Raw genomic sequence first — 25025 nt, 5'->3', positions numbered from 1 at the left:
TTATTACAATACTTTTTTCAATATTAGATTTGTTGACTTCTGAGGGAACAATACATATTCAAATAATACAGCATCTATTTCGGATTCACCTATAAATTCATTTATTGTTAAATAATAAGTATAAGCACCATTTCTGTTTTCCATCATAATAGTATTCTTAGAATATTTATTATACTTTGTTAAGTAATCAATAGATTCTAAATTCTTCAAACCATTAGCATTCTCCGTTTTTACTATTTTACAAGATCCATCATTATTAAAAACAAAATTAAGAATCACCTTACCATCTAGTTCAGCATTCCACTCACCTTCTAATTGTTTTAAGTTAATATTCAGATCCTCCTTCTGTCTGACTAATCGGCCAGCTTGACCATTTTCATGTACACCTGTAACTGTTACATGTACATCTATTTCATTATTTGATAATGACTTAACAGTTATAATAGAATAATCAGTCATTTTAAATCCATAGTTAATTACATCTAAATGAATCTTATTATCTATAATTCTGTATTCTCCTTCCATTAGAGTACCGAAATAGATAAAATCAAATGTATTCCCTTCATAAAAATTATAGAATACATCATGAGATGCCGAATTTTCTAATTTCCACTTCCCAAGAATTACTTTTTCTAATATCGGTTGTTCTAATAAAATCTTTACTTCATTAGATACTATTTCATTCATCCTAGCATATGCAATTAATTGCTCTGCTTTCACATCCCCTACTTTATAGACATTCCCTTCAATCTTGTTTGCGTCTATATAGAAATTAACATCACTAGTTATATCTTTTCCACTTTCATCCTTGGCCAAAAAAGTAATTTCATCTCCATATTTAGCACGCTCTTTATCAGCAGTTATAACAATAGTCTTTTGGTTTATTTTGATTTTTAATACCTGACTGTCTATATAGCCCTTTTTACTAGCCTTAATAAAAAATTCACCTTTCTCTTTAGCAATGAATTTGTAATTATCAATTAATTCATTATTAACTGTTATTTGAGCATCATCGATAGCTTTACCATTGCTATCAGTTACTTCAAGCAAGACATCATCTCCAATATAAAAATTTGCAGAATTAGCTTTTACTACTAATTCAAATTTTTCATTGACTGAATTGTCATCATTACTGCAACTTAATGTTAGTAAACTAAGTAGGCACACTACTATTCCTTGGGTAATTTTTTTTACATTCATATTTGATTATTTTTAATCGCCAAATGTACTATTTATTATTATTAAGACTAATTAAATATTATTGTTGTACAAAAAATTTATTCGAAATACAATAATCAGTAAAAAACGATTCAACTACAGCACTTGAATATTTCTTTTTTGGCAGAAAAAGCATGTTTATTGTCATCTTTACTAAAAGCCTATATTCTACCTTTGCCATATAGAAATAAGAAGTCTTATCATGCACATAGAAAAACATACTGTAGGATTATTAATGCTCCCCGAAGCCCAACTATTAGATTTGGCTGGACCATGTGATGTCTTTAATACAGCTAATCAATTACTAGAACTAACGCATGGTAATACTAATAAATATTATAATATAATTTTAATATCCTTTACTGATAGTAAAATCATAACTACTAGTTCTGGCGTTAAAATTCAATGCGATTATACATTTAAAGACATTGACTTAAAAATAGACACTTTGTTAATAACAGGATCTTCGCTCGATTTAAATAGTGACTATGAACCTGCCTTGTTACATTGGATAAAAGGAATATATCCATCATTAATACGCATTGGTTCAATATGCATTGGTTTATTTTTACTAGCAAAAACAGGACTAATAAATAATAAGCGAGTAACTACTCACTGGAAGTATGCAAATCTCTTCTCTCAGAAATATCCTAATACAAACTTGCAGTATGACCATATTTACCTTAAAGATGGAAATATATATACTTCTGGAGGAATTACTTCGGGCATTGACCTAGCCCTAGCCTTAACAGAAGAAGACCTAGGACGAGAAATGGCTGCTAATATTTCACGCCATTTGGTAGTAAACTTAAAACGTTCTCATTCTCAGATAATCTATGCTTCCTTACTAGCAGAAGATTTAGAAATGTCACCTTTAGTAAAAAAAACGAAAATTATATCTTAAATAATATAGTAAAAGGTCAAACTACAATTAAGGATATATCTGCATATTTTAATATGAGCGAACGCAATTTTTCTAGAGTATTTAGAAAAGAAGCAGAAATAAGTCCTGGTAATTTTTATGATAGAGTAAGAATCGAGCACGCAAAACATTTACTTGAATGTACTGATCTCCTTATTTCAGAAATAGCCATAAAATCAGGCTTTCTTTCTGATAATGTTTTTCGAAAAGCTTTTAATAAATATACCAATATAACTCCTCAACAGTATAGAAACTATTACCAGTCTTCTACTGCAAATAATTAAACAATTATAAACTAAACACACAAGAATTCTATTGAAGTATATACTTCAATAAGCATTCTAGTGTTTAAATCCAACTATTATGAGTCAACAAACAAAAGAATTAAATGTAGCATTCCTTATTTTTAATGAAGTCGAATCACTAGACTTGAATGGTCCTTTAGATGTTTTTGTAAAAGCAAATATTATACTACCAAACTCTTATCATAATTATTTAGTCTCTGCTACAAGCGACATTGTAATAACAGAGGGAGGCACAACCTTTATTGCTCCTCAATATACACTAGATAACTGTCCAAAACCAAATATTATAGTATTACCAGGTGCCAACCCAGATATAGTTTTAAAATACTTAGATGATGAAGTATTTCAAAATAGTTATATCAATTGGATAAAAAAACACTATGAAGATGGTGCTTTATTGTTTACAATCTGTACTGGCTGTTTATTACTAGGTAAAACAAATATATTAAATGGTCACAATGTCACTACACATTTTATGGCACAAGATCTATTACAAAAGTATGTTCCTATGTGCAATGTCCAAAAAAACACTAGATACGTTGATGAAAATAAATTGCTCACCACTGCAGGGATAACAGCAGGGATAGATGCCGCTATATATTTAGTAAAAAAACAATTAGGAGAAGAAATAGGTGAAACAATAACCAAAATTTTTGAATACAAAATCTAGTTATTTATAATTGCAACTAACAGTATACTCTTATAAATAAACAAAATTTCATATCTTATAAAGACAAATTTCATACTATTTCTTAATGAGATAATCTTACTATTTATAGCAATAATAAAATGGTTAAAACCCCACATACAATAACACTCCGTATAGCAAAATACTAATTTCCTTTCAGTTTCCTACGCTATGTATCTAGATTCGATATATAGTAAATCCATAATGCCTCTATTGAAACCCCTTGTTTTAATAGAGGCATTATGGACTTACAATGGACTCACTATGGACTCATCCCCTAGGATCTCTGTCTCGTCTTACTATAACTGTACAGCTATAGCTAATAATTCTACTTGTAACCGTCCAATTTATCAATAGTCTAACTATTTTTTCGCGAGAAGTTATTTAATAGTTAAACAATTATGATTCGTATTTTTAGTCAGTGTAAAATACTATTTCCTTAATCATATCGAATTGCTTTTATAGGCGATATCTTAGTGATTAAATAAGATGGAATTAACAATACTAACATTGCTACTACAACTACACCGATATTTAACAATAATACATCTGATAATCTAATAAGCACAGGAGCCTCGCTAACATAATAGGATGAAGGGTCTAATTTAATAATACCAAAATATTTCTGTATAAATAAGATTCCTAGTCCAATAACATTTCCATAGAACAAACCTTTCACTATTAAATAAGACGCATTATAAAGGAAGATCTTACGGATACTCCAATTATTTGCTCCCAAGGCTTTCAAAATTCCTATCATCTGTGTACGTTCCAAGATTAAAACTAACAAAGCTACAATCATATTAATAGAAGCAACGACAACCATAATAATAATAATGACCATGATATTAAAATCAAACATATCTAACCAACTAAAGATATTGGCGTATTTTTCAACAATTGTTTTACTATCTACTGTAGAAGGCAATCCTAAATAGATTTCATTTCCTTTACTTTCAATTTTTTCAAAATCATTTAAAACTATTTCGATTCCGCCTACTTCGTCTTCCTTCCATCTATTAAGTCGCTGTACATGCTTTAAATCACCTATTACAACATTTTCATCAAACTGCTGCATTCCAGAATTATATATACCTACTATTTCAAACTGTCTTACATTAGGAATCTTGTTTCCCCATTCTTTCATAAAGTAGGTAGTCACTTTATCTCCAAGTTCAAAATGTAATCTATTAGCTACGTATTCTGATAGTACGATTTCATTACTCATTTTATTACCAATTTCTGGTAACCTTCCTTTTATTAAGTAATCTTTAATTGCGTCAAGAAGATATAAAGAATCTACCCCCTTATAAATTATACCTTCAAAAGAAGTGTTTGTCCTAATGATTCCAGCTTTTGAAGCATACACCTGTACATTTTTAATTCCCTCTACTTCCCTAAATACTTTCTTATCTAATAAAGATAATGGCAAAGGTTTTAATGTCAAATCAGTTACATTATTGTCGTAATTAGTAATAACAACATGACCACTAAAAGCTGATATTTTATCTCTGATCTTATATTTCAATCCTATACCTGTCGAAACAGATATCAACATCATAATAATTCCCAATGCAATAGCTGCAATAGCAATTTTAATTATTGGCGCAGAAATACTACTTTTATACCCTTTAGTGGCAATAAGTCGTTTAGTAATAAAATATTCTAATTTCAAAGTAAATATGATCTCTAGTTCAATGTTCAAAAATACATTTTTATTCTTAGTAAGCGCATGGCTATTTATGCTAAATTTTAATATTCTAGCTAATAACAATAGTCTTTCTAAGGGTAAAATAGAAACTAAAATAATTGTAGGTGCAGAAAACTTTGATGCATATATATATTTATTAAATGGGAAAAATATAGGCATATTAACGAATCAAACGGGAGCAGTACGATCTAACTTAGATAACGATAATTATGACTTATCTATCGTAGATTGTCTACTTAACCAAGGAATAAAAATAAAAAAAATATATGCACCCGAACATGGTTTTAGAGGTACAGCAGATGCCGGTGAATTAATAAAAGACGGTAAAGATGTAAAAACTGGGCTTCCTATTATCTCTCTTTATGGCAATAGTAAAAAGCCTTCGGAAAAGCAACTTGAAGGAATAGATATAATGCTATTTGATTTACAAGATGTAGGAGCAAGATTCTATACTTATATATCGTCTTTACACTATCTAATGGAAGCATGTGCGGAACAGAATATTCCAGTAATTGTGCTTGATCGTCCTAATCCTAATATCAATATCATTGACGGTCCTACCTTAAAAAAAGAGAATACAAGCTTTGTAGGCATGCATGAAATACCAGCGATGCATGGAATGACTATAGGAGAATATGCCAAAATGATTAATGGTGAGAAATGGCTAAAAAATGGAATACAATGTAAATTAACTGTTGTTCCTAATTTAAATTATAATCGAGCATCTCATTATTCTTTACCTATACCACCCTCTCCAAATTTACCTAATGATAAATCAGTAAATCTATATGCTAGCTTATGCTTTTTTGAAGGTACTAATGTAAGTTCAGGAAGAGGTACAGACCTACAATTTCAAGTATATGGTTCGCCTTATTTAACTAATATGCCTTTTAGTTTTACCCCACAGCCAAACGCTGGTGCAAAAGACCCTATGAATAAGGGAAAGCTTTGTTATGGTGAAAATTTAAGTACACAAGAAGATGTCGAAAAGCTTGAAATAAAATGGCTACTAAAAGCTTACAAAAACAGTTCTAATAAAGAGAAATTCTTTAATAACTTTTTTATAAAATTAGCAGGAACACCAGAACTAAAAGCACAAATATTAGCTAATAAATCAGAAAAAGAAATTAGAAAAAGCTGGGTGGAAGGAATATCTGATTTCAAAACATTGCGTAAACCTTATCTAATTTATAATTAATAGTCAACTATATTTTGAGTCCTAATTCTAAAATTTTTATTTCTCGTAAAGCTTTTACGTTTATTGGAATTGCTATTATTGCGATTACTATTATTGCACTCTATATTCTTAGTTCTGCTATTAATAAAAATAACATTGAAACTTATAAATACATAACCAATAAAAATTTTAATCAAAAACTCCATTCTTTAGAATTAGAATTTAAAAAACTAGATGATCATATAGCATCTTTAGATTCTATTATATCTTCTACTCCACTAAATTTACTACCACTAAAATTTGAGGTACTTAATGACGTATATAACCACGGTAACATTATTGATTTAAACTGGTATATCGTACTTAATGACAAAAATGATATTAAAGATTATTACTTAGGAAAACAGCCGATTAATGAAAAAGATAATTTCTATTTACAGAAGTTAGATTCTGATCTATTCTTTTCTCAGTCTAATCATTTTATAAATATACATGGTATATATTACTGGATAATTAATCATAATCAAACACTTCCGTCTGGTGATAAAATTATTTATGGAATTACAATTGATATGAATTCATTTCATAAATATCTAACTCTCATAGATGATACTACCGCTAACTATGCTTATATTTTTACGAGAGAAGGATTGTGCATTTACCATCCCGAAGTAGCGTTTATTGGAAAAAACCTTTTTAGAGAAAACAATTTGACTCCAAAGGATACAATATCACCTACTAATTTTAAAAACCCGCCGATCGTTACCTCTGAATATATAAATATTGATATTTTTAGATATGTTCATACATTTAATTCTGAAAACTTTGATGGTTATATAGCAATCAATTTCCCTAAAGTAAATACAGATGAAAATACTGCTCCTATAAAAAAGAACACCTCTTTAATATTTGTAGTAACCATTTCATTAATATTTTTACTAATCTATTTATTTAATACTTTGAACAAAAAAGCATATAAGGAGAAAGAATTATTAGCTGTAGAAAATGAAAAAATAAGTAAAGAATATGCACAAATACAACTGCAACAATTAAAAAATCAGATCAACCCACATTTTCTTTTTAATTCATTAAACTCACTTTATATGTTAATTGATTTAGATAGAAAAATAGCGCAGAAATTCACACTTAATTTAAGCAAAACATACCGTTACTTAATTACGCCACCTGCAGATAATATCGTGGATGTAAATGAGGAAATAAGTTTTATTAAGCAATTTATTACTTTACAGCAGATACGATTCAAACAAGAATTGCACTTCGATTTAATTGATAAACGACAAACTAAACATCACAGAAGGATTCCTTTTTTAGCTTTACAAATAACAGTTGAAAATGCCCTAAAACATAATATTGCAACGATAGAGAACCCGCTATTAGTTCAAGTTATTATAGAAGAAAATCAAGTTACAGTAATCAATAATTACCAACCGAAAAACATTAAGACCAATAGTGAGCTCTTTGGTCTAAAATATTTAAAATCAATCTATAATTATTATGGATGTGATAAATTTAAAACAATACAAGATGATGCAACGTTTACTTGTATACTGCCTTATCTCTAAAATGTTAAAATTATCCATTCACTCCCCTATTCTATCCACTCACTCCAAAAAATTTCTTGGTTATAGTTAAGAATCATAGTTTTAGGCTCTTAACGATAACTTAACATTGGAATGATTAAAGACACGGTTAAACTAAGTATTAGCGCATTACTATTATCTTGTTGCATTTTACAGGCTACCCCAACCTATGCAATAAAGAAAAAAACAAGCGCTAAGACAAGTAAAGAAGTTACAAAAGAAAAAGACTCTACTGACAGCAAAAAAAACAACTATGCTGAATTACTAAAAAAAGGAGTTTATAAAAAAGGAATGTTTAATACTATCCAAGTTAAAACGGATATGTATTTTGAAATTCCTGATAGCTTATTAACACGTGAGTTTTTAATTGTAAACAAACTATCCCAAGTACCATTAGAAGTAAACGATGCTGGTGCTAACAAAGGAATGAATTATGAAAATAAATTAATTACATTTCACAAAGACACATTAGCAAATAAAGTTTGGGTTAAAACTCAAACTGTTCGTGTAACTTCTCCTAAAGAAGATGCAATTACTGAATCAGTAAAAAACAACTTTATAGAATCAGTATTAGAAGTATTTGATATTGAAGCTCAATCCCCAGATTCAACAGCTACAGTAATCAAGGTAAATAAAGTATTTGATGGAAATCAAAAAAGCTTTAATGATGTACTTACTGGATTAGGTCTTCCTACTTCTATAAAAACAAATTTATCTTTTATTGAAGGGATTAAAACTTTCCCTGAGAATATTGTTGTAAAGTCTTTACTTACAACAAGTGTAAATGAAGGTACGGGAGATATGCCAGTTTCTTTGGGAGTCACTACCAATATTGTATTGCTTTCTAAAGAGCCTATGCAACCAAGAATTGCAGATAAAAGAGTTGGATTCTTTACTGAAAAGAGTTGGTTCTTTAGCGATGCTCAACACAAAATGGAAGAGCGTGAGTATATCACAAAATGGCGCATGGAACCAAAAGAAGAAGATATCGATAAGTATCTTCGCGGAGAATTAGTAGAACCAAAGAAACCTATTGTCTATTATATCGACCCTGCTACTCCCCCACAATGGAGAAAAAAAATAATTGCAGGTGTTCACGATTGGCAAGTTGCATTTGAACAAGCAGGTTTTAAAAATGCTATTATTGCAAAAGAACCTACGGAAGACGATAAAGATTTTGATATTGATGATGTTAGATATTCAGTAATTACTTATGCTGCATCGCCAAAATCAAATGCTATGGGACCATCAGTTATGGATCCAAGAAGTGGTGAAATATTAGAATCAGATATCATCTGGTGGCATAATGTAATGACTTCTGTACACAGCTGGATGAGAATTCAAACAGGTCCTATTGATCCAAAAGCTAGAGCAAATAAGTTTACTGATGAGCACATGGGTGAAGCTATTCGTTTTGTATCATCACATGAAGTAGGACATACTTTTGGATTAAAACACAATATGGGAGCTTCATTTGCATTCCCAGTTGATTCACTACGTTCAAAAGACTTTACTGATAAAATGGGAGGAACTGCACCATCTATCATGGATTATGCACGTTATAACTATGTTGCTCAACCAGAAGATGGAGTAACAGCAATTACACCTAAAATAGGTATTTATGATAAATACGCTATTGAATGGGGTTACCGCTGGTATCCTGACCAAGAAACTGAGAAGAAAGCATTGCGAAAAATGATTGAAGATCATCAAGATGATCCTATGTATTTCTATGGAGAGCAACAAAGTTTCTTAAATATTGTTGACCCAAGATCACAATCAGAAGATTTAGGTGACGATGCAATGAAAGCAAGCGAGTATGGTCTTAAAAATTTAAAAATAGTTGTAGATAATATTATTCCTTGGACATACGACGAAGGAGAGAATTATTATGAAGCTGGTAAATTATACATGGGAGCTGTTGGTCAATGGCAAATGTATAACCAACATGTTCTATCTAATATTGGAGGGATTTATTTAAATCATACGGTTTACGGAAACAACAAAAAAGCCTATGAATCTGTCCCATATGAAACTCAAAAAAGAGCGGTTGAATATTTAATTGACAATGCATTAAATATTCCAACATGGTTATTTTTTAATGAAGTTATAGATAAAACTTACGGCTTAAAAGACTCTCCTGTAGGTCCATATGAATACTCACCATATTCATTAGCTAGAGAATTACAATACACTACTTTGTATTATACATTAATGGATGAACGCTTATTACGTCTTCTTGAAGATGAAGTAATTGCAGTAGAAACAAATAATGTTAAAAAATTTACAATAAATGATTTGTTTACTATGCTCAATGGTGAGATTTTTGCTGCAACAAGAAAAGGCAAATCTCTATCTATTTTGCAAAGAATGACGCAAAAGAATTATGTAGATGCATTAATTATCGATGTGAATAAATTATTTGAAAAAACAAGTAAGAAAAGTCTCTTAATGACAACTCATAATTTACAACTTCCTACTTTGTGTAACCACATTGAAGAAGATAATAATTTAAGAAACATCAGCTTTACAGTAATGAAAAGAGTTTCTGAAGTGACGTCATATAAAAAAGGAGAGTTAATGAATATAAAAACTTTACTTACTAAAAAGAAAAATACAGGTGATGCGGCGACTAAAGCTCATTATGTTGATATAATCAATAGAATTGACGAGGCGCTAAGTCTATAGAGATACCCTAACCCCACAATTAATTGAAACAATGAAGAAATTATTTCTCCTCTTCGCCCTACTAACTTTTTCTTTTGGTTTTGCCCAAGGGAAAAGAACAATCACCGGGCTTGTTCAAGATGCTACAGATAAACTAGGCTTACCTGGTGCTTCTGTAATCGTTGAAACACAAACATTATCTAATGAGACAGCTCAGCAAGGTATCATTGAAAGTACTAGTATTGGTACAATGACAGACTTTGATGGGAATTTCACACTTGATGTACCTGCTAATACAAAAGCCTTACGTATTAGTTTTATTGGCTACGAATCAAAATTAGTTACTCTAGGGACAAAAGATTACTATGTTGTAACCCTAGGTACAGATGACAACATCTTAAATGAAGTAGTCATCACTGGTTACCAAACTATCGAGAAAAGAAAATTAACTTCTTCTGTTAACCAAGTTAGCATGGCAGATATTAATCAAGTAGGTGTAGCTAGTGTTGATCAAATGTTAGCTGGTCAAATTGCTGGTGTAGCAGTAACCACACCAACAGGTGCACCTGGAGGTCCTGCTAAAATAAGAATACGTGGGACAGCATCTTTAAATGGTCCACAGGATCCACTATGGGTTATTGATGGGATGCCTTTAGAAGGTAATGACGTACCTAATTTTAACGATAGAGAGAATATTGATCAGTTACAAAACTTTTCTATCGCTGGACTAAACCCAGATGATATTCAAGATATTACAATTCTAAAAGACGCTTCTGCAACTGCTATTTATGGTGCAAGAGCAGCAAATGGAGTAATTGTAATCACAACTAAAAAAGGTAAAAAAGGTAGTATGAAAGTTAATTTCACTGCTAATACCTTTATTAATGAAAGACCTAAGTTCTCAAAACTTAACTTAATGAATTCTTCTGAGAAAGTAGACTTTGAGTTAATGCTTGCTTCTAGAGATGATTTTCAGACAGGGTATCAGAACAAAGGTGAAATAATGCGTATCTTAAATGCTTCAGGTGAATTAAATTCTTACAGAGATAGTGGATTTAGCTCACTTTCGCAAGCAACTCAAGATAACATAAACAAATTAAGAAATAATAATACTAATTGGGGTAAAGAACTTTATCGCGCTACAGTAAACCAACAATATGGTTTAAGCTTGTCTGGTGGTAATGACAACTCAGATTATTATTTCTCATTAGGGTATTATGACGAACAAGGGACAACTTATGGAACTGGATTCGAACGTTACAATATTACCTTAAAAAACAATTACTATATCAACGATAAATTAAAAGTAGGTGCTGCCTTATTTGGTACACAATCTAAAAAGAAAAGTTTTACAACGGATTCAAATTCAGATACCAATCCTGCAAACTATTCTAGAAATGTAAATCCATATAACATTATTTATAATGAGGATGGCAGTTATTTTTACGACAGAGATATACAAGGTACTGATAACAGATATGTTCCTTTCAACTTTTTAGAAGAAAGAGAAAATACAAGTTATGAATTGACAAATAAATCATTAAAAGCAGTATTTGACATAGAATATCAAATATTAGATGATTTGAAATTTACCTCTCAATTAGGGCTTCAATTTGACAAAAATGAGACTGAAAAATACTTAGGGAAAGAAACGTATGCTACTAGAAAATTTAGAGAGAATACTAGATATTATGATAGCACAGTAACTGGTCCTGATAAATTCAGATATTTCTTGCCTGATGGTGGAATTATTGAGAATCTTAGTGATGACTATTTCCAATACAACTGGAAAACACAAGCTACTTACAATGCTATCTTTAATGATAAACACGAAGTAGATCTTATGGCAGGTATGGAATTAAGAAGAGAAAATCGTACTCAAATAAAATCTAAAGGTTTTGGTTATGATCCAAACACTTTAACTTCTAAACAAATAAATTTCCCAGCTGGTAGTTCAGAGTCTGGACAGAAACTTTATGAAACTTATAGAAAGACAAAAGCTGAAAATGCTTATGCTTCTTTCTTTGGAACAGCTGCTTATACTTATGATCGTAAGTATACAATTTTTGGAAGTGTGCGTTATGACGGATCAAATTTATTTGGTGTAGATCCTAAATATAAATATTTACCATTATGGGCAGTATCAGGTTCTTGGCTAGTATCAGGAGAAAGCTTTATGGAGAATATTGATTTTATTAATAATCTACGTTTACGTGCTTCTTATGGTTTACAAGGAAATATAGATAGAACAACGTCACCATTTTTAATTGGAGAATATGGTACTACTTCTATATTACCTGGAAATACAGAATCTACTATTGTTATTACTTCTCCTCCTAATGGTACTTTAAGATGGGAAAAAACAACAAACACTAACTTAGGTTTTGATTTAGGAGTATTAAACAATCGTATAGCCTTAGAATTTGATGCTTATAATCGTAAGAGTACAGATTTAATTGGATTAAGAGCTTTGCCTTTAGAAACAGGTTTCCAATTCACTAATATGAACTGGGCTCAAGTAACAAACAAAGGTTTTGAAATCTCTTTGACAACAAGAAATATTAATACAGAAGACTTTAGCTGGACTACTACAATCAACTTTGCTAAAAATAAAAGTAATGTAGATCGTATTCAAGTACAAGACAACGAATTCTTACCATCTAGAGAAGGTAAACCAGTAAATTCAGTATTTGGTTTTAAAACAGCTGGACTTGATGACAATGGGAATATCCTTTTCTGGAAAAATGGAGAAAAAGTTACAGGAGTAGAATTCTTTGACCTAATTGATCCTTGGGCAAATGAATTGCCTGGTTATTTAGTTGAGTCAAAATTATCAGTAGCTGAACGTAGAAAACTGTTTTCTTACTTAGGAGATGCTGATCCGAAATTTACTGGAGGTATTATTAACACCTTTAAAATTCAAAATTTTGATTTAACTATATCAGCAGCTTTCAATTTAAAGCAAACTGTGATGAGAAGACCATCATATAGATCTGCTGATATTGACCCAGGAATGAATTATAGTAGAGAAATACTAAACGTTTGGTCTCCAAATAATACTAATGGAACATTACCAGGTATAACTGGAGCTGATCCTTATGCTGGAAATGATAATTGGATGTTAACTAAATGGTATGGTTCTGGGGATAACGGATATGGATATAACTATTTAGACATTTGGGCTAAAGATGTAAGCTATATGAGAATTAGTAGTATTCGTTTAGGTTATTCGTTCCCAAAATCACTATTGAGCAAAATAAAATTAGATAATGCAAGAATTACAGTAGAAGCTAAAAACCTATTTGTATTTGGTACTAGCTACAAAGGTTATTTTGACCCAGAGTCTTATGGAAATATCTATGCTCAACCAATTTCAAAATCGGTTTCACTAGGATTAAACTTAACTTTCTAATTTGTAACATTATGAAAAGAATACTTTTATTATTAGGTTGCGTTACAATGTTGAGTTTATCAACAGTTAGTTGCGACAAATATTTAGATATAGAACCCGAAGGAAAAATTATTCCTAAAACTGTAGAAGATTACAAAAAGTTCTTAAGAAGTGGATACGTGCAATATCCTAAGCATAAATCTTTAACGACATTACGAACTGATGAAGTTAAATTTGTGGAAACTGATAATGAGGCTTTCTTAGGAATCAAAGACATTTATATTTATAATGACTTTGCACCAAGCTCTCAAACTAAAGTATTCCCTTATACTGCATTTTATACTTCTATTTTCTATGCTAACAGCACTATCCTGGAAGGTGGTAAAACAATGGAAGCAGGAAATGAAAAAGATCAATTAATTGGGGAAGCTTATGCTTTACGAGCCTATTCATATTTTGAGTTAGTAAACTTATATGCTAAATCATACGATACTAATACTGCTAAAACAGAATTAGGTATAGTGTTACAAAATGAATTAGATATAGAAAACAAGGGACCTAAGTCAACAATAGAAGCAGTATACAATCAAATACACGCTGACTTAAATCTTGCAAAGGAATATTTGAAGGTTAGTAATTTTGATATCAAAGAAAAATATCACTTTACCATTCCTGCAGTTTATGCATTAGAGTCTAGAGTTAATCTTTATCAAAAAAATTACCAGGCTGCTATTGAGAGTGCAGAAAAAGCGATGACTTATAGAAGTGCGTTACAAGATCTAAACAAAGATTCTAAAATAGCATATACAGATTATTCTGGTGTAGAAAATATGATGGCACTTGATGATGCTTTTAGTACTCAAGAAAGAAATATCACCTATGTATCAAGTGAATTAATTAATGCATTTGATAAAGAGAACGACTTAAGATTTTCAATGTCATTTCAACTAGATGGTGAAAACTACAGAGTAATTAAAACAGGAGATGGAAATACAAAAGTAAGTTTTAGAACTGCTGAATTGTATATGAATAAAGCAGAAGCTTTAGTTCAATTAAACCAATTAAGCGAAGCAAAAAATACTTTAGAACAATTGATAGTTAGTCGATACAAACCAGAAGCTGCTAGTAATATTATACAGAAGCTTACTGGTTTGAATCAAGAGCAATTCTTAGCTTTTATATTAGAAGAGCGATATAAAGAATTTGCTTTTGAAGGTCACCGATGGAATGACTTGCGTCGATTAGATCAAAAACAAATTGTTCACCAATTGGGAGATAAAGAATATATCTTAAAACAAAATGACCCAAGATATACCCTACCTTTCCCATTAGAAGCTAAACGAAACAACCCAAATTTATAGCCAAACTCGCTTACTTAAAAACTACTCTTTAAAAGAGTAGTTTTTTTTTATTCACTATTTTCTTTAATTATGTTTATTCCGATATATCCAGATCAATGTTATTCATAGAACTCATCTCAACTTTCTAATTTTCCGAAATATGTTTATGTCTAAACTATTTTTATAAGCTTCTGTGAATCAAAAGCAACATCAGTATTAATAAAATAATCCTGCTACAGGTATTTTACCACTAATTAATTGATTAGTAAAATAGATTTCTATATCTAATATATCCTTTACATTATCAATAAGCTATAAGTACATCTGTAAACACTAAAATTCCTTGAGCAAAAAAAGTACCTCACTTTTTTTTATCCTAAAAAAACATATCTACCTAAATTACAATAGCTTAATACAAAACACAATCAATTGAGTTAAAATTGGAGTGCTTGTTAAAGCCAGTATTCATAAGCATTAGAGCGAAATCCTTCAACACTTCTTCAACACTTCCCCATGATTGCTCCATATAGAGGGCTATTTGTTGAAGGAATCTTGAAGAACTGTTGACGCACTGTTGAAAAAATCATTTCCTCTATAGTGATAAAGGAGTAATAAAGGCATACGTTGTATTAGATATTCCATGAATCACTTTCAAGCACTTCTATTCAAAAAGATTTTTTAAAATGAAATAACTATAATGAATTGAATGAGCAATAGAAAGATGAAGTCATATAGACTTTTTAGTTTACATAATATAGCATTAACTACCTCATGAATTGGCTTATTATCTAAATCCCCTTTCTGGAAGTGGCTAGTATGGAACTATATCTAATTTTATACTATCGATATGGAGTACACAATACAAAGGGTTGTAGTTTTTGTTTGTTTAACAGCACAAATTTCTACACCCCTTCTTTATTCTACCAAAGTCAAGACGACATCAAATATTATAAAAGACAAAAAATAGTACTATAAGTAGAATTAGGAACGTTCGCGCAAACAGAAATTCACTTGAAGGTTAACATTTTCAATTATTTTTAACTTAAGAATAAATTACTCCAATGCATATAATGATTAATAAAGGCATAGTATTTTTTAAATAAATACTCCATGTCTAATTAGAATTATTGCATTTTATAAGAATAAGTGTCTAGGTCAAAAATACATTGGTCAAAAAATAGGCTATTTTTATTACTTTTGTAGCAAAATAAGATTAAATGAAAGTAGCAATTGTTGAAGATGAGATGTTAGCTTCTAACTACCTTAAAAGTCTTCTACAGCAACAAGACATACTATTGATCAAAGAAGTTACTGTGCTTTCCTCTGTAAAAGAAGCAATAAGGTATCTATTCAGTAATAGTGTCGATTTAATCTTTATGGATATTCACTTAGGTGATGGAAAAAGTTTAGAGATTTTTGAACAAATAGAAATAAAAGCACCAATCATTTTTATTACAGCATATGATTCCTACGCTATCCAAGTCTTTAAACAATTTACTATTGACTACATTCTAAAACCTTTTGATAGCGAAGAATTAGAACAAGCTTTACAAAAGTTTCAAAACATCTATAAGCAGTTTGAAATACAAAACACTCTTGACAGCCTAGTTATAGTAGAGCAACGTGAGGAAGAAAATACTATTAAACAACGTTTTCTTGTACACAATGGGTACAAACTAAAATCTATTGAGGCTTCTCAAGTAGCTTACTTCTTTGCAGAAGGTAAGCACCTATTCATCAAAACTAAAGACGGCAATAGTTATATTTATGATGATACATTAAAAGACTTAATTGTAAAACTAGACCCTCAGATTTTCTTTAAAATAAATAGAAAATACATTATAAGCCATCTTGCAATTAAAGAACTAATAAAACATACAAGTCAGAAAATTGAAATTATATTAATGCCTGAACCTGAAGAAGAAACACCTATTCTAGTAAGTAAAACTCAAATTCAAGAGCTTAAAGCTTGGTTAGGATAGAAATAAAAATACTTATTTTATTCTTAAATAATCTCTCACCTGCTTAATAAATTATTATATTTGAGAGTAAGCTAACAAACAATAAAAACACTAATAAGTAGAGTTATGAACTTAGGAGATCGTATAATCAGATTTGTAGATAGAATATTAGATTTTTTTAATATTATAAAAGGATATTTAGATAATGCTGTAGCGCTTTTTGAAAAGATAAAACTAGCAGTTTTAGAATTAGTTGATTATTTGACTCAAAGAGTAGAAGAAATTACAGAAGAAGAAATGCAAACTTTGGAGGAAGAACATTTCTTCATCTAACTATATATCTCTATTTCAATAAAATTCTTTTTTTCATTTCTTCCACTACTTCAAAAGCAGCAGGGCATATTTCAATATTTTTTAATGTAAGATTAGTGATTTGATTAAACTTTTTACGATCAGTATGAGGGTATTCACGACATGCTTTAGGTCTCACATCGTATATTAAACAGTAATTTTCTGCATCTAAAAAAGTACAAGGAAGACTTTGTAAAACATAATCTCGATCCTCATCAATATATAGGTATTTATCTATAAATTGTTGAGGTTTCATTTTTAAATGCTTTGCTATTCTTTCTATATCAGCATTTGTAAATAGTGGACCAGTAGTCTTACAACAATTCGCACAGCCCAAACAATTTGTTTTTTTAAAAACAGAATCATGTATCTCCTGCATTTTATAATCCAAATCTTTAGGTGCTTTCTTTTTTAGCTTATCAAAATACTTTTTATTCTCGTTATGCTTATCTTTGGCAAGCTTGGGTAATTGTTTAAGTATTTTATCCATCAATATATTTTTAAGGTGCAAATTTAATTATAACACCTATGTATTTTTAAAAAAATAATATAAATAATGAAAGATCTTTTTGGTAGAGCAATTTTAGATTTCCAAACAAATAATAGTCCTGAACACTTAATTACTGAAACAGATATCTCTGAGGCAGAAGAAATGGACGTTAAATATCTTTTCCGCTCGTATAAAGAAATGCCTAAGCTTGAAAAAAAGGCATTAAATCTTTGTAAAGGTAAAATACTAGATGTCGGTTGTGGTGCTGGAACGCATAGCCTTTACTTACAGCAAAAAGGTTTTGATGTTACATCAATAGATATCTCTACAAATGCAATACAAGCATGTAATCTACAGGGCATAAAAAACACAAAGAATATAGATGTTTTACAATTGCATGACGAGAAATTTGATACAATTCTATTATTAATGAATGGCACAGGAATTTTTGGAAGGCTGATTAATACTACTAAATACTTAACTCATTTAAAATCACTTTTAAATCCAGGTGGACAAATATTAATAGATAGCTCTGATTTAATTTATATGTTTGATGAAGACGAAGATGGCGGTAAATGGATACCTATGGAAAACAAAGATTATTATGGAGAATTAGTATTTACCATAACCTATAAAGGCGAGGAAGAAGAACCATTTGATTGGTTATATCTTGATTACAACACGCTTCAAAATGCAGCTCACGCCAATGGTTTTGAATGTAACTTAATAGAGGAAGACGATAACTTCGATTATTTGGCAAAACTTTATATATAAAAAAAGGTCATTCAAATTGAATGACCTTTTCTTATTATTAACTATATACTATTGCATATATTTCATCATAATTCCTTGTAGACCTACAGCCCACTCTTGCCCAACTTGCTCTCCTTTTTCCATCAAAATTTCATTTTTAGATGATAATTTTTTACCAATAGGAGATTCATAAAACTTAATTAACTCTTTAATATCATTATGAGTAAACTCAGTCATGTACATTTCAGCCATCTTATCTTTTAATAAGCTCAAGCTAGCAGTTAATTCTTTTCTAAAGTCAGCTTTCTTATCATCTGCCACATTATTTTCCCACTCACTTGTAAGTGATTCAAATATTGCCATTTGACCACTCATATCCATGTATTTTTTTGTATCTATTTTAAAAGCATCCTGAGCAAAACCAAGTTGAGCTACTAAAACAAATACGAAAGTCAAAACAATCTTTTTCATAAAATTTATATTTTAAATATATTAATTGTAAAATTAAAATTTATTAAGGGATATCCAAAAATTTATGTGTTTGTAATGAAATTTTCCATTGTGGATTTCTCTTAACATATTCAATAATTAATGGCATCATCTCTTGACGTTTCCCCCATTCTGTCTGTAACAACAGTAAAGCATTTTTATTTACTTTAGCTGCCTGTTCTTCTGCAAAAATAAAATCGTGTTTATTATAGATAATGACTTTTAATTCATTGGCAGCATTATAAACACTTTGTGTTGGCAATTTAGCTTTTTTAGGAGAAAGACAAATCCAATCAAAATCACCTGATAATTCATAGGCACCAGAAGTTTCCATATTTGTTTGCATTCCAGCCTTTTTTAATTCTGAAGTAAGATAATCTAAATTATACATCAAAGGCTCACCACCCGTAATAACAGCTAATTTTGCCTCAGCAGAAGCTCTAGCTACAATATCTTCGACTTTTGTCAATGGATGTAATTCTGCATCCCAACTTTCTTTTACATCACACCAATGGCACCCTACATCACATCCGCCTAAGCGAATAAAATATGCTGCATTCCCTGAATAAAAACCTTCTCCTTGAATAGTATAAAACTCTTCCATCAAAGGCAATTTATATCCTTTTTTTAAAGCAACATTTTTTTGTTCATCCATCATATAATAATTCTATTAAAGCTGCAAAGATAACCATATTAAGAGTTTCCTATTTAAGAATTCAATAAAAAAAGCTTATTTACATTACTGTAAATAAGCTTTAATTTATACAAGTATCATTGTTTACTTACTTATTGCTTTTAAAGTATTTTGTGCAAATTCATTAGATGGTTCTAATGCTAGAGTTTTCTCAAAAAACTCTTTTGCTTTATTGTAATCCTCTTTGTTTGCATAGTATGTAGCAACAGAATTATATGCTTCTACCAATCTATCTTTATTTGTAGAAGAAACTTCTGCTTCTTTTTCTACTTCATTTATAAATCCAGTGTAAGCGTTAAATACTTGTTCAGTTCCTTCTTCAGTATCAATATATCTGTTAGTTCTAGCTTTAAAGAAATAAGCTTCTGCAATATTTGGATTTCCTTTTATTGTAGCATTAAAATATTTATCAGCTTCATTCAGATAATTCTCTTGATTTTTTTCAGAATCAATTCCTAATAAATAATAGCAATATGCTACGTAATAGTTATCATAGCTACTGTTTGGTTGCTCGTTAACTTTTGCAGAAATAGATAAGATATCGATAGCCTCTTGATATTTTTCATTTCTAAATAACTCAACTCCATAAGCATTAAAAGCACCAGCAATAGCAGGCTCTACCTGTACAGCTTTTTGTAAATATTCTAACCCTTTTTTATATGCATTAGCATCGACCTCAGAACTACCATTAATATTAGCTAAACCTAAATATAAATAATCACGTCCAATCACTTTTGCTTTACCTTCTGATATATATTTTTCTAATGCTTGAATACTTTCTTTATAATGTTTATTTTCAAAAGCTGCGTATCCTAAATAACGATAAATTCTAGGACTAACTCCCTTCACATCTTTTAACTCATTTGCTACTTTCTCTAACTCCTGATAATTAGCTGTAGATAATAAGAAATCAGCGTACTTCATTCTAGCTTCAATAGCATTATCAGTAGCTGCAATATATTTTTTATAATTCTCTTTTGACTTACCAATTAATTCTTCTGCCTTACTTGCATTTCTTGTTGACCATAAATAATAAGAGTCGGCTATCTCCCTATAAGCAGGAGCATAATTAGGATTATCTTTTAAAATCTCTTCAAACGATGCAATTGCTTGATCGAAAGCTCTTGCTCGTTTTGTGATTATAGCTACTTGCATCTTTGCTTCTAATAAAGAATTATCAAACGCAACTGCATCACTAAATGCAGAAAACGCTTCATTAACTTTATCTTGAAGTAGATAAGCTTTACCTAAGACTAAATAAGCTTCCGCAATTTGATAATCTTTTTCAATAATATCTTTAGCAATACTTTCAGCTTCTAAAGCATTTGGAGTACTAGCATCTAAATAAGCAATGGCAATTAGTAATTGTTCGTCATAATCTTTTTTACGAATATCTTTTTCTGCCTTCGTAAAATTAGCTTTAGCAGCACTAATATTACCATTCTCCAAATCAATTTGCCCTAATCCTATATAATTTAAAGACGCTTTACTACGACTTGCAATTCCTTGTTCAAAAAAATACTTCGCAGAATCGATTTGATTTTCCTTCAGATAAATATTCCCTAAATAGTAATAATTCTTCCCTTCATTAGGTTTACTCTCCACTAAAGTTTTTAATATTTCCTTAGCCTTATCAAACTGTTCTTCTTGTATTGCTTTTTTTGCATCATTAAGATCCTGTGCAGAAACTATTCCTGTACTACTCATTATTGCTAATGCTCCTAAAAGAATAACTTTTCTATTAATTGACATGATATAGTGTTTTTATTGATTTCATTTTATTATAATTCTTTACGAACTAAGATTTCTCGTGTAGGCGTTTTAAATGGAACTAATCCAGATTTTAAAACGATACGTTGACCTTTATACCCAGCTATGTAAGAAGAAAATCCCATGCCTAAACCCGCTTTTCCTTGAAAATCTAAAACATATAATTGACGAGTAAGAGGATAAGTTCCTTCTGCAATATTATTTTGAGATGGTTTATAATATTTACCATCTTTGGGATTACGTACAGCTAATACTTTTATATTATCTAAAACAGATTTAAGACTATCATCAGGCTGCACTAACCAATTAAGACCAATAACTCCTATTGCATTGGGGTTCTTTGCGACATAATTTACTACGTCAACTGTAGATGGTAGAAAATAAGCATAGTCTTTAGGGAAAGCATCTACACCTGTAGCTTTGCGAAAAGCAGTAGTCACTGAAGATTTATAATTATCAAAAACTAAAATAGGTTGTTCACTATTTTTATTTTTAATACCATCCTTGCCATCTATTTTTTGATACTTGCTAAGATTTTCCAGCATTTTGTCATAATCAACAACGCTATCTTTAAACGCTTTATTTGTGACAAAAACAATAGCATCACTAGCAAAGTGTGTACGCTTAGGAACTACTCTTCCCTCAAAGCGCTTTAATTCCTCATCAGTTAAATCACGTGGAAGAATAGCAACTCTTAAAGAGTCATTAAATATTAAATTAAGAATTTCAACTTCAGATTTTTCAATTAAATTTACCTTTACATCTTGGTATTCATATTCAAATAGCGTATTCACATCATCCACAATCGGAAACACAGATTCTTCAACTAATAAATCTAACTTTCCAGAAACAGCAGTTTCCCCTACTTCTTTTACTTCTTCATCCTTACCACTATTCTCACTTTTACATTGTGAAAAAACAAATAATACAAAAGCGCAAATACCAATAATACGCAAGCCAAATCGAATGTTTCTATTCATCCTAATATACTATAGTTTAAACTTATTTTAAATAACTTCCCATAAAGATAAACATATTTACAAGAAACAAGGATAAATCAATATCATTTAACATTGAAATCCTACTAATACAAAATAGAAATTCAAATCAAATGATACCATAAAAAAAGGTTGTCATAGTAAATGACAACCTTAATTAATCTTCTTTATTCCACAATCGGTAAAACCGAAATAATGCGTACACTATTAGCAGGACGCCAAACATCATTCTATTAGAATACTCAATACTTACAGGCATTTCTTTCCAAACAATGAAAGTAATACCTAGTACCAAATAAACTAAAAAAAAGAATAGTCCAAAAATGAACAGAAATCGCTGTAATAGCGATTTCTGTTTAAACTTATTATTATTCATATTATTGAACTTGAATAGTAATTGGTAATGTAAACTGTGAACGAACATTACGACCGTTTTGAACTGCAGGAGTCCACTTAGCCATACCATTCAATACACGTACTGCTTCTTTACCAGCTCCATATCCTGGGTCTCTTAAAACTTTAATATCAGTTAAAGAACCATCTTTCTCAACAATGAACTGAACAATTACTTGTATTCTTTTTGTAGATGAATCAATATCCGGTGTTCTAAATCTACTGATGAATTGTTTTTGGAAAGCAGGCATACCACCTGGGTAACTAGCTTGCTTTTGTACAGCAACAAAAACTTTATTATCATCATCTGGTTTTTCTGCACCTTTGTCAGCATCACCTACTGCTTCACCAGTTTTAATCTCACCTTTATCTTTATCTCCTTTAGCATCTTTAGCTCCAGGATCCACATCATCCTTAAAATCATCTTGTTTAGCAATCTCTTCGACTACTTCTTCTTTCTTAGCGATTTTAGGTTCAGTAAATTTTTTAGTATCATTTACTGATTTAGTTTCTGGTGGTGGTGGTGGTGGCAACTCCTCCTCGATTGGTGGCGGTGGTGGTGGAAGCTCTTCTATCGGCGGAGGAAGATTAATATCCTTCACTTCTAGAACTTCGTCATATGATTGCACTTTTTTCACACCAAAAGTACCACTTGCCATATCGATTAACATTGGAGATGCTAATCCAAGTCCAAACATAACCATCCCTGCCAATAATGCCCAAGATGTTACTTTTGGATTCTCAGATCTCAACTGATATGCTCCGTAAGTTTTATTACGCCCTTCGAAGACAATATCAATCCAATCTTTTTTAAAGATATTTAATTTTGACATATTTCTAATATTTTCTTTCTAGGACGTTATTTACTTTCTCCTAATATTTCTAAATCAACATCACTGATATCTACAATAGCATAAGATTTAATTCCTGTAATTGCCATTTCATCTAAGATATCAATTAAGTTTCTATAAGTAGAGTTTTCGCTCGCTTTAATAATAACTATTAAACCTTTCTCTAAATCTTGAGAATAAGCTAAAGCTTTTTTCTCTTGATCTAAAAGAACTTGACGAATACCTGACTTACCGTATGTTGCATCACTAGGTCCTTCTAATGATTCTTGAGGCATACCTCTAAACCATTTTATTTTATTGTCCCCTCCTAGCAGTACAGTTAAAGTACGATTCTCATCTACTTTTAAATCTGTATCTTCTGTATCTGCCTTGTCTTTTTTATCAGGCATTGCCAAATTCATAGACTGGGGTTTATTCATAGATGTTGTCAACATAAAGAAAGTAATCAACAAGAAAGCTAAGTCTACCATCGCTGTTAAGTCAACACCAGAGTTTTGCTTTTTACTTCTTACTTTTTTTCCTTTACCGCCGTCACCACCTGTATTTAATTCAGCCATTTACAGTTTTTTTTTAATGATTAAAAATCTTCATTTCTAAGCCCAGTAACCAAGAAAAACTTATTTACTCTTTGTTCCTGAAGAATGTCAATAACCTTTTTTACTTGTGGGTAATGTTCGTCAGCATCTCCTTTAATAGCAACATTTAAAACTAAATTGTTTTTCTCTTTCGCAACAACACGAGCACTTTTTACCCAATCCTGTAATTGATTGTTAAGAGAATCCGTAGGAATCCCTTTTTGGTTAGCACTTGTTTGGTTACGAACTGCCATTGGAAGATTTAAAAAGCTTTTTATTTCATTCATTGGAGTACCTATTCCCTCCATAAACATAAAAGCTTCTTTCTCTTGATCATTAAATTCTATATTATAAAGCTTACCCATTTCTTCAAGAGTAGCTTTACGATCTTCTTTACCTAAAACCCCGAAGAAAACCTTTTCGTCACCTATTGTTATAGTAGCTAAGTTACTTTCTGGTAATTTAGTTTGTACTGTTGAATTTGGTGTATCTACTGGTAATGGCTCGGGAAGTTTCGCTGTTGAAGTTAATACGAAGAAAGTTAAAAGTAAGAATGACACGTCACACATAGCGGTCATATCCACTCTCATACTTTTCTTCTTCATTTTACCTTTAGCCATTGATAAATATTTTTTTTAATCAAACCAACGCCTTTCACAACGAAAGTTTAATATTAATAT

21 protein-coding genes are annotated in these 25025 nt (G+C 30.5%); 11 read left to right on the top strand and 10 right to left on the bottom strand.

Annotation, left to right across the window (positions count from 1 at the left end; genetic code table 11):
- Positions 1 to 3 precede the first annotated feature (3 nt).
- Positions 4 to 1200, bottom strand: coding sequence for a hypothetical protein (locus RH98_RS01460; protein WP_010249705.1), 1197 nt, complete (start codon positions 1198 to 1200; stop codon positions 4 to 6).
- Between the two features lie 220 nt (positions 1201 to 1420).
- Here RH98_RS01460 and RH98_RS01455 point away from each other — a divergent pair, with 220 nt between their 5' ends.
- The 3 genes from RH98_RS01455 (at position 1421) to RH98_RS01450 (ending at position 3115) form a co-directional block, all read left to right on the top strand.
- Positions 1421 to 2122 (top strand): GlxA family transcriptional regulator, encoded by a 702-nt coding sequence (locus RH98_RS01455; protein WP_010249704.1) that lies wholly within the window; start codon positions 1421 to 1423, stop codon positions 2120 to 2122.
- A gap of 53 nt (positions 2123 to 2175) precedes the next feature.
- A complete protein-coding gene (locus RH98_RS15970) occupies positions 2176 to 2424 on the top strand; it encodes a helix-turn-helix domain-containing protein (RefSeq protein ID WP_010249702.1) in 249 nt (82 codons plus the stop codon).
- A 79-nt stretch (positions 2425 to 2503) separates the two neighbouring features.
- Positions 2504 to 3115: a DJ-1/PfpI family protein gene (locus RH98_RS01450; protein ID WP_010249699.1), complete on the top strand. Its 612-nt coding sequence runs from the start codon at positions 2504 to 2506 to the stop codon at positions 3113 to 3115.
- Between the two features lie 457 nt (positions 3116 to 3572).
- On the opposite strand, the gene RH98_RS01445 is transcribed toward RH98_RS01450, so the two are convergent.
- A complete protein-coding gene (locus RH98_RS01445) occupies positions 3573 to 4808 on the bottom strand; it encodes an ABC transporter permease (protein WP_010249697.1) in 1236 nt (411 codons plus the stop codon).
- 7 nt (positions 4809 to 4815) lie between these two features.
- On the opposite strand from RH98_RS01445, the gene RH98_RS01440 reads away from it, so the two are divergent.
- The 7 genes from RH98_RS01440 (at position 4816) to RH98_RS01410 (ending at position 17314) form a co-directional block, all read left to right on the top strand.
- Complete coding sequence (locus tag RH98_RS01440; RefSeq protein WP_026038668.1) at positions 4816 to 6042, top strand: exo-beta-N-acetylmuramidase NamZ family protein; 1227 nt, start codon at positions 4816 to 4818, stop codon at positions 6040 to 6042.
- Between the two features lie 14 nt (positions 6043 to 6056).
- Entirely contained in the window at positions 6057 to 7604 is a 1548-nt protein-coding gene (locus RH98_RS01435) for a histidine kinase (protein ID WP_010249693.1), read from the top strand.
- 111 nt (positions 7605 to 7715) lie between these two features.
- The gene (locus RH98_RS01430) at positions 7716 to 10310 is read left to right on the top strand and encodes a zinc-dependent metalloprotease (RefSeq protein WP_010249691.1); all 2595 of its coding nucleotides are present in this window, start codon (positions 7716 to 7718) and stop codon (positions 10308 to 10310) included.
- Between the two features lie 31 nt (positions 10311 to 10341).
- On the top strand, positions 10342 to 13701 hold the full coding sequence (locus RH98_RS01425; RefSeq protein ID WP_010249689.1) for a SusC/RagA family TonB-linked outer membrane protein: 3360 nt from the start codon (positions 10342 to 10344) through the stop codon (positions 13699 to 13701).
- A gap of 11 nt (positions 13702 to 13712) precedes the next feature.
- Positions 13713 to 15041 (top strand): RagB/SusD family nutrient uptake outer membrane protein, encoded by a 1329-nt coding sequence (locus RH98_RS01420; RefSeq protein ID WP_010249687.1) that lies wholly within the window; start codon positions 13713 to 13715, stop codon positions 15039 to 15041.
- 1196 nt (positions 15042 to 16237) lie between these two features.
- Positions 16238 to 17002 carry a LytR/AlgR family response regulator transcription factor gene (locus tag RH98_RS01415; protein WP_010249685.1) on the top strand — a complete coding sequence of 255 codons (765 nt, stop codon included), beginning with the start codon at positions 16238 to 16240 and terminating at the stop codon, positions 17000 to 17002.
- A 105-nt stretch (positions 17003 to 17107) separates the two neighbouring features.
- Entirely contained in the window at positions 17108 to 17314 is a 207-nt protein-coding gene (locus RH98_RS01410) for a hypothetical protein (protein WP_010249683.1), read from the top strand.
- Between the two features lie 10 nt (positions 17315 to 17324).
- Here the strand turns inward: RH98_RS01410 and RH98_RS01405 are convergent, their stop codons facing one another.
- Complete coding sequence (locus RH98_RS01405; RefSeq protein WP_010249681.1) at positions 17325 to 17822, bottom strand: YkgJ family cysteine cluster protein; 498 nt, start codon at positions 17820 to 17822, stop codon at positions 17325 to 17327.
- 66 nt (positions 17823 to 17888) lie between these two features.
- Here RH98_RS01405 and RH98_RS01400 point away from each other — a divergent pair, with 66 nt between their 5' ends.
- A complete protein-coding gene (locus RH98_RS01400) occupies positions 17889 to 18596 on the top strand; it encodes a class I SAM-dependent methyltransferase (RefSeq protein ID WP_010249679.1) in 708 nt (235 codons plus the stop codon).
- Between the two features lie 48 nt (positions 18597 to 18644).
- Here RH98_RS01400 and RH98_RS01395 read toward each other — a convergent pair whose 3' ends face one another.
- From RH98_RS01395 to RH98_RS01360, 7 genes are all read right to left on the bottom strand, one after another.
- On the bottom strand, positions 18645 to 19046 hold the full coding sequence (locus RH98_RS01395; RefSeq protein ID WP_010249677.1) for a DUF2059 domain-containing protein: 402 nt from the start codon (positions 19044 to 19046) through the stop codon (positions 18645 to 18647).
- A 43-nt stretch (positions 19047 to 19089) separates the two neighbouring features.
- Entirely contained in the window at positions 19090 to 19722 is a 633-nt protein-coding gene (locus RH98_RS01390) for a 7-carboxy-7-deazaguanine synthase QueE (RefSeq protein ID WP_010249671.1), read from the bottom strand.
- A gap of 120 nt (positions 19723 to 19842) precedes the next feature.
- Positions 19843 to 21510, bottom strand: a complete 1668-nt coding sequence (locus RH98_RS01385; RefSeq protein WP_010249669.1) for a tetratricopeptide repeat protein — start codon at positions 21508 to 21510, stop codon at positions 19843 to 19845.
- A 29-nt stretch (positions 21511 to 21539) separates the two neighbouring features.
- Positions 21540 to 22508, bottom strand: a complete 969-nt coding sequence (locus RH98_RS01380; protein WP_010249667.1) for a PstS family phosphate ABC transporter substrate-binding protein — start codon at positions 22506 to 22508, stop codon at positions 21540 to 21542.
- Between the two features lie 395 nt (positions 22509 to 22903).
- Positions 22904 to 23752: an energy transducer TonB gene (locus tag RH98_RS01370; RefSeq protein ID WP_010249665.1), complete on the bottom strand. Its 849-nt coding sequence runs from the start codon at positions 23750 to 23752 to the stop codon at positions 22904 to 22906.
- A 26-nt stretch (positions 23753 to 23778) separates the two neighbouring features.
- A complete protein-coding gene (locus RH98_RS01365; protein ID WP_010249663.1) occupies positions 23779 to 24327 on the bottom strand; it encodes an ExbD/TolR family protein in 549 nt (182 codons plus the stop codon).
- Between the two features lie 20 nt (positions 24328 to 24347).
- Entirely contained in the window at positions 24348 to 24965 is a 618-nt protein-coding gene (locus RH98_RS01360; RefSeq protein WP_010249660.1) for an ExbD/TolR family protein, read from the bottom strand.
- Positions 24966 to 25025: the final 60 nt, after the last annotated feature.

Source organism: Myroides injenensis M09-0166 (assembly GCF_000246945.1).
GTDB classification, from domain to species: domain Bacteria; phylum Bacteroidota; class Bacteroidia; order Flavobacteriales; family Flavobacteriaceae; genus Flavobacterium; species Flavobacterium injenense.
This window is presented reverse-complemented; position numbering and strand designations above follow the sequence as displayed.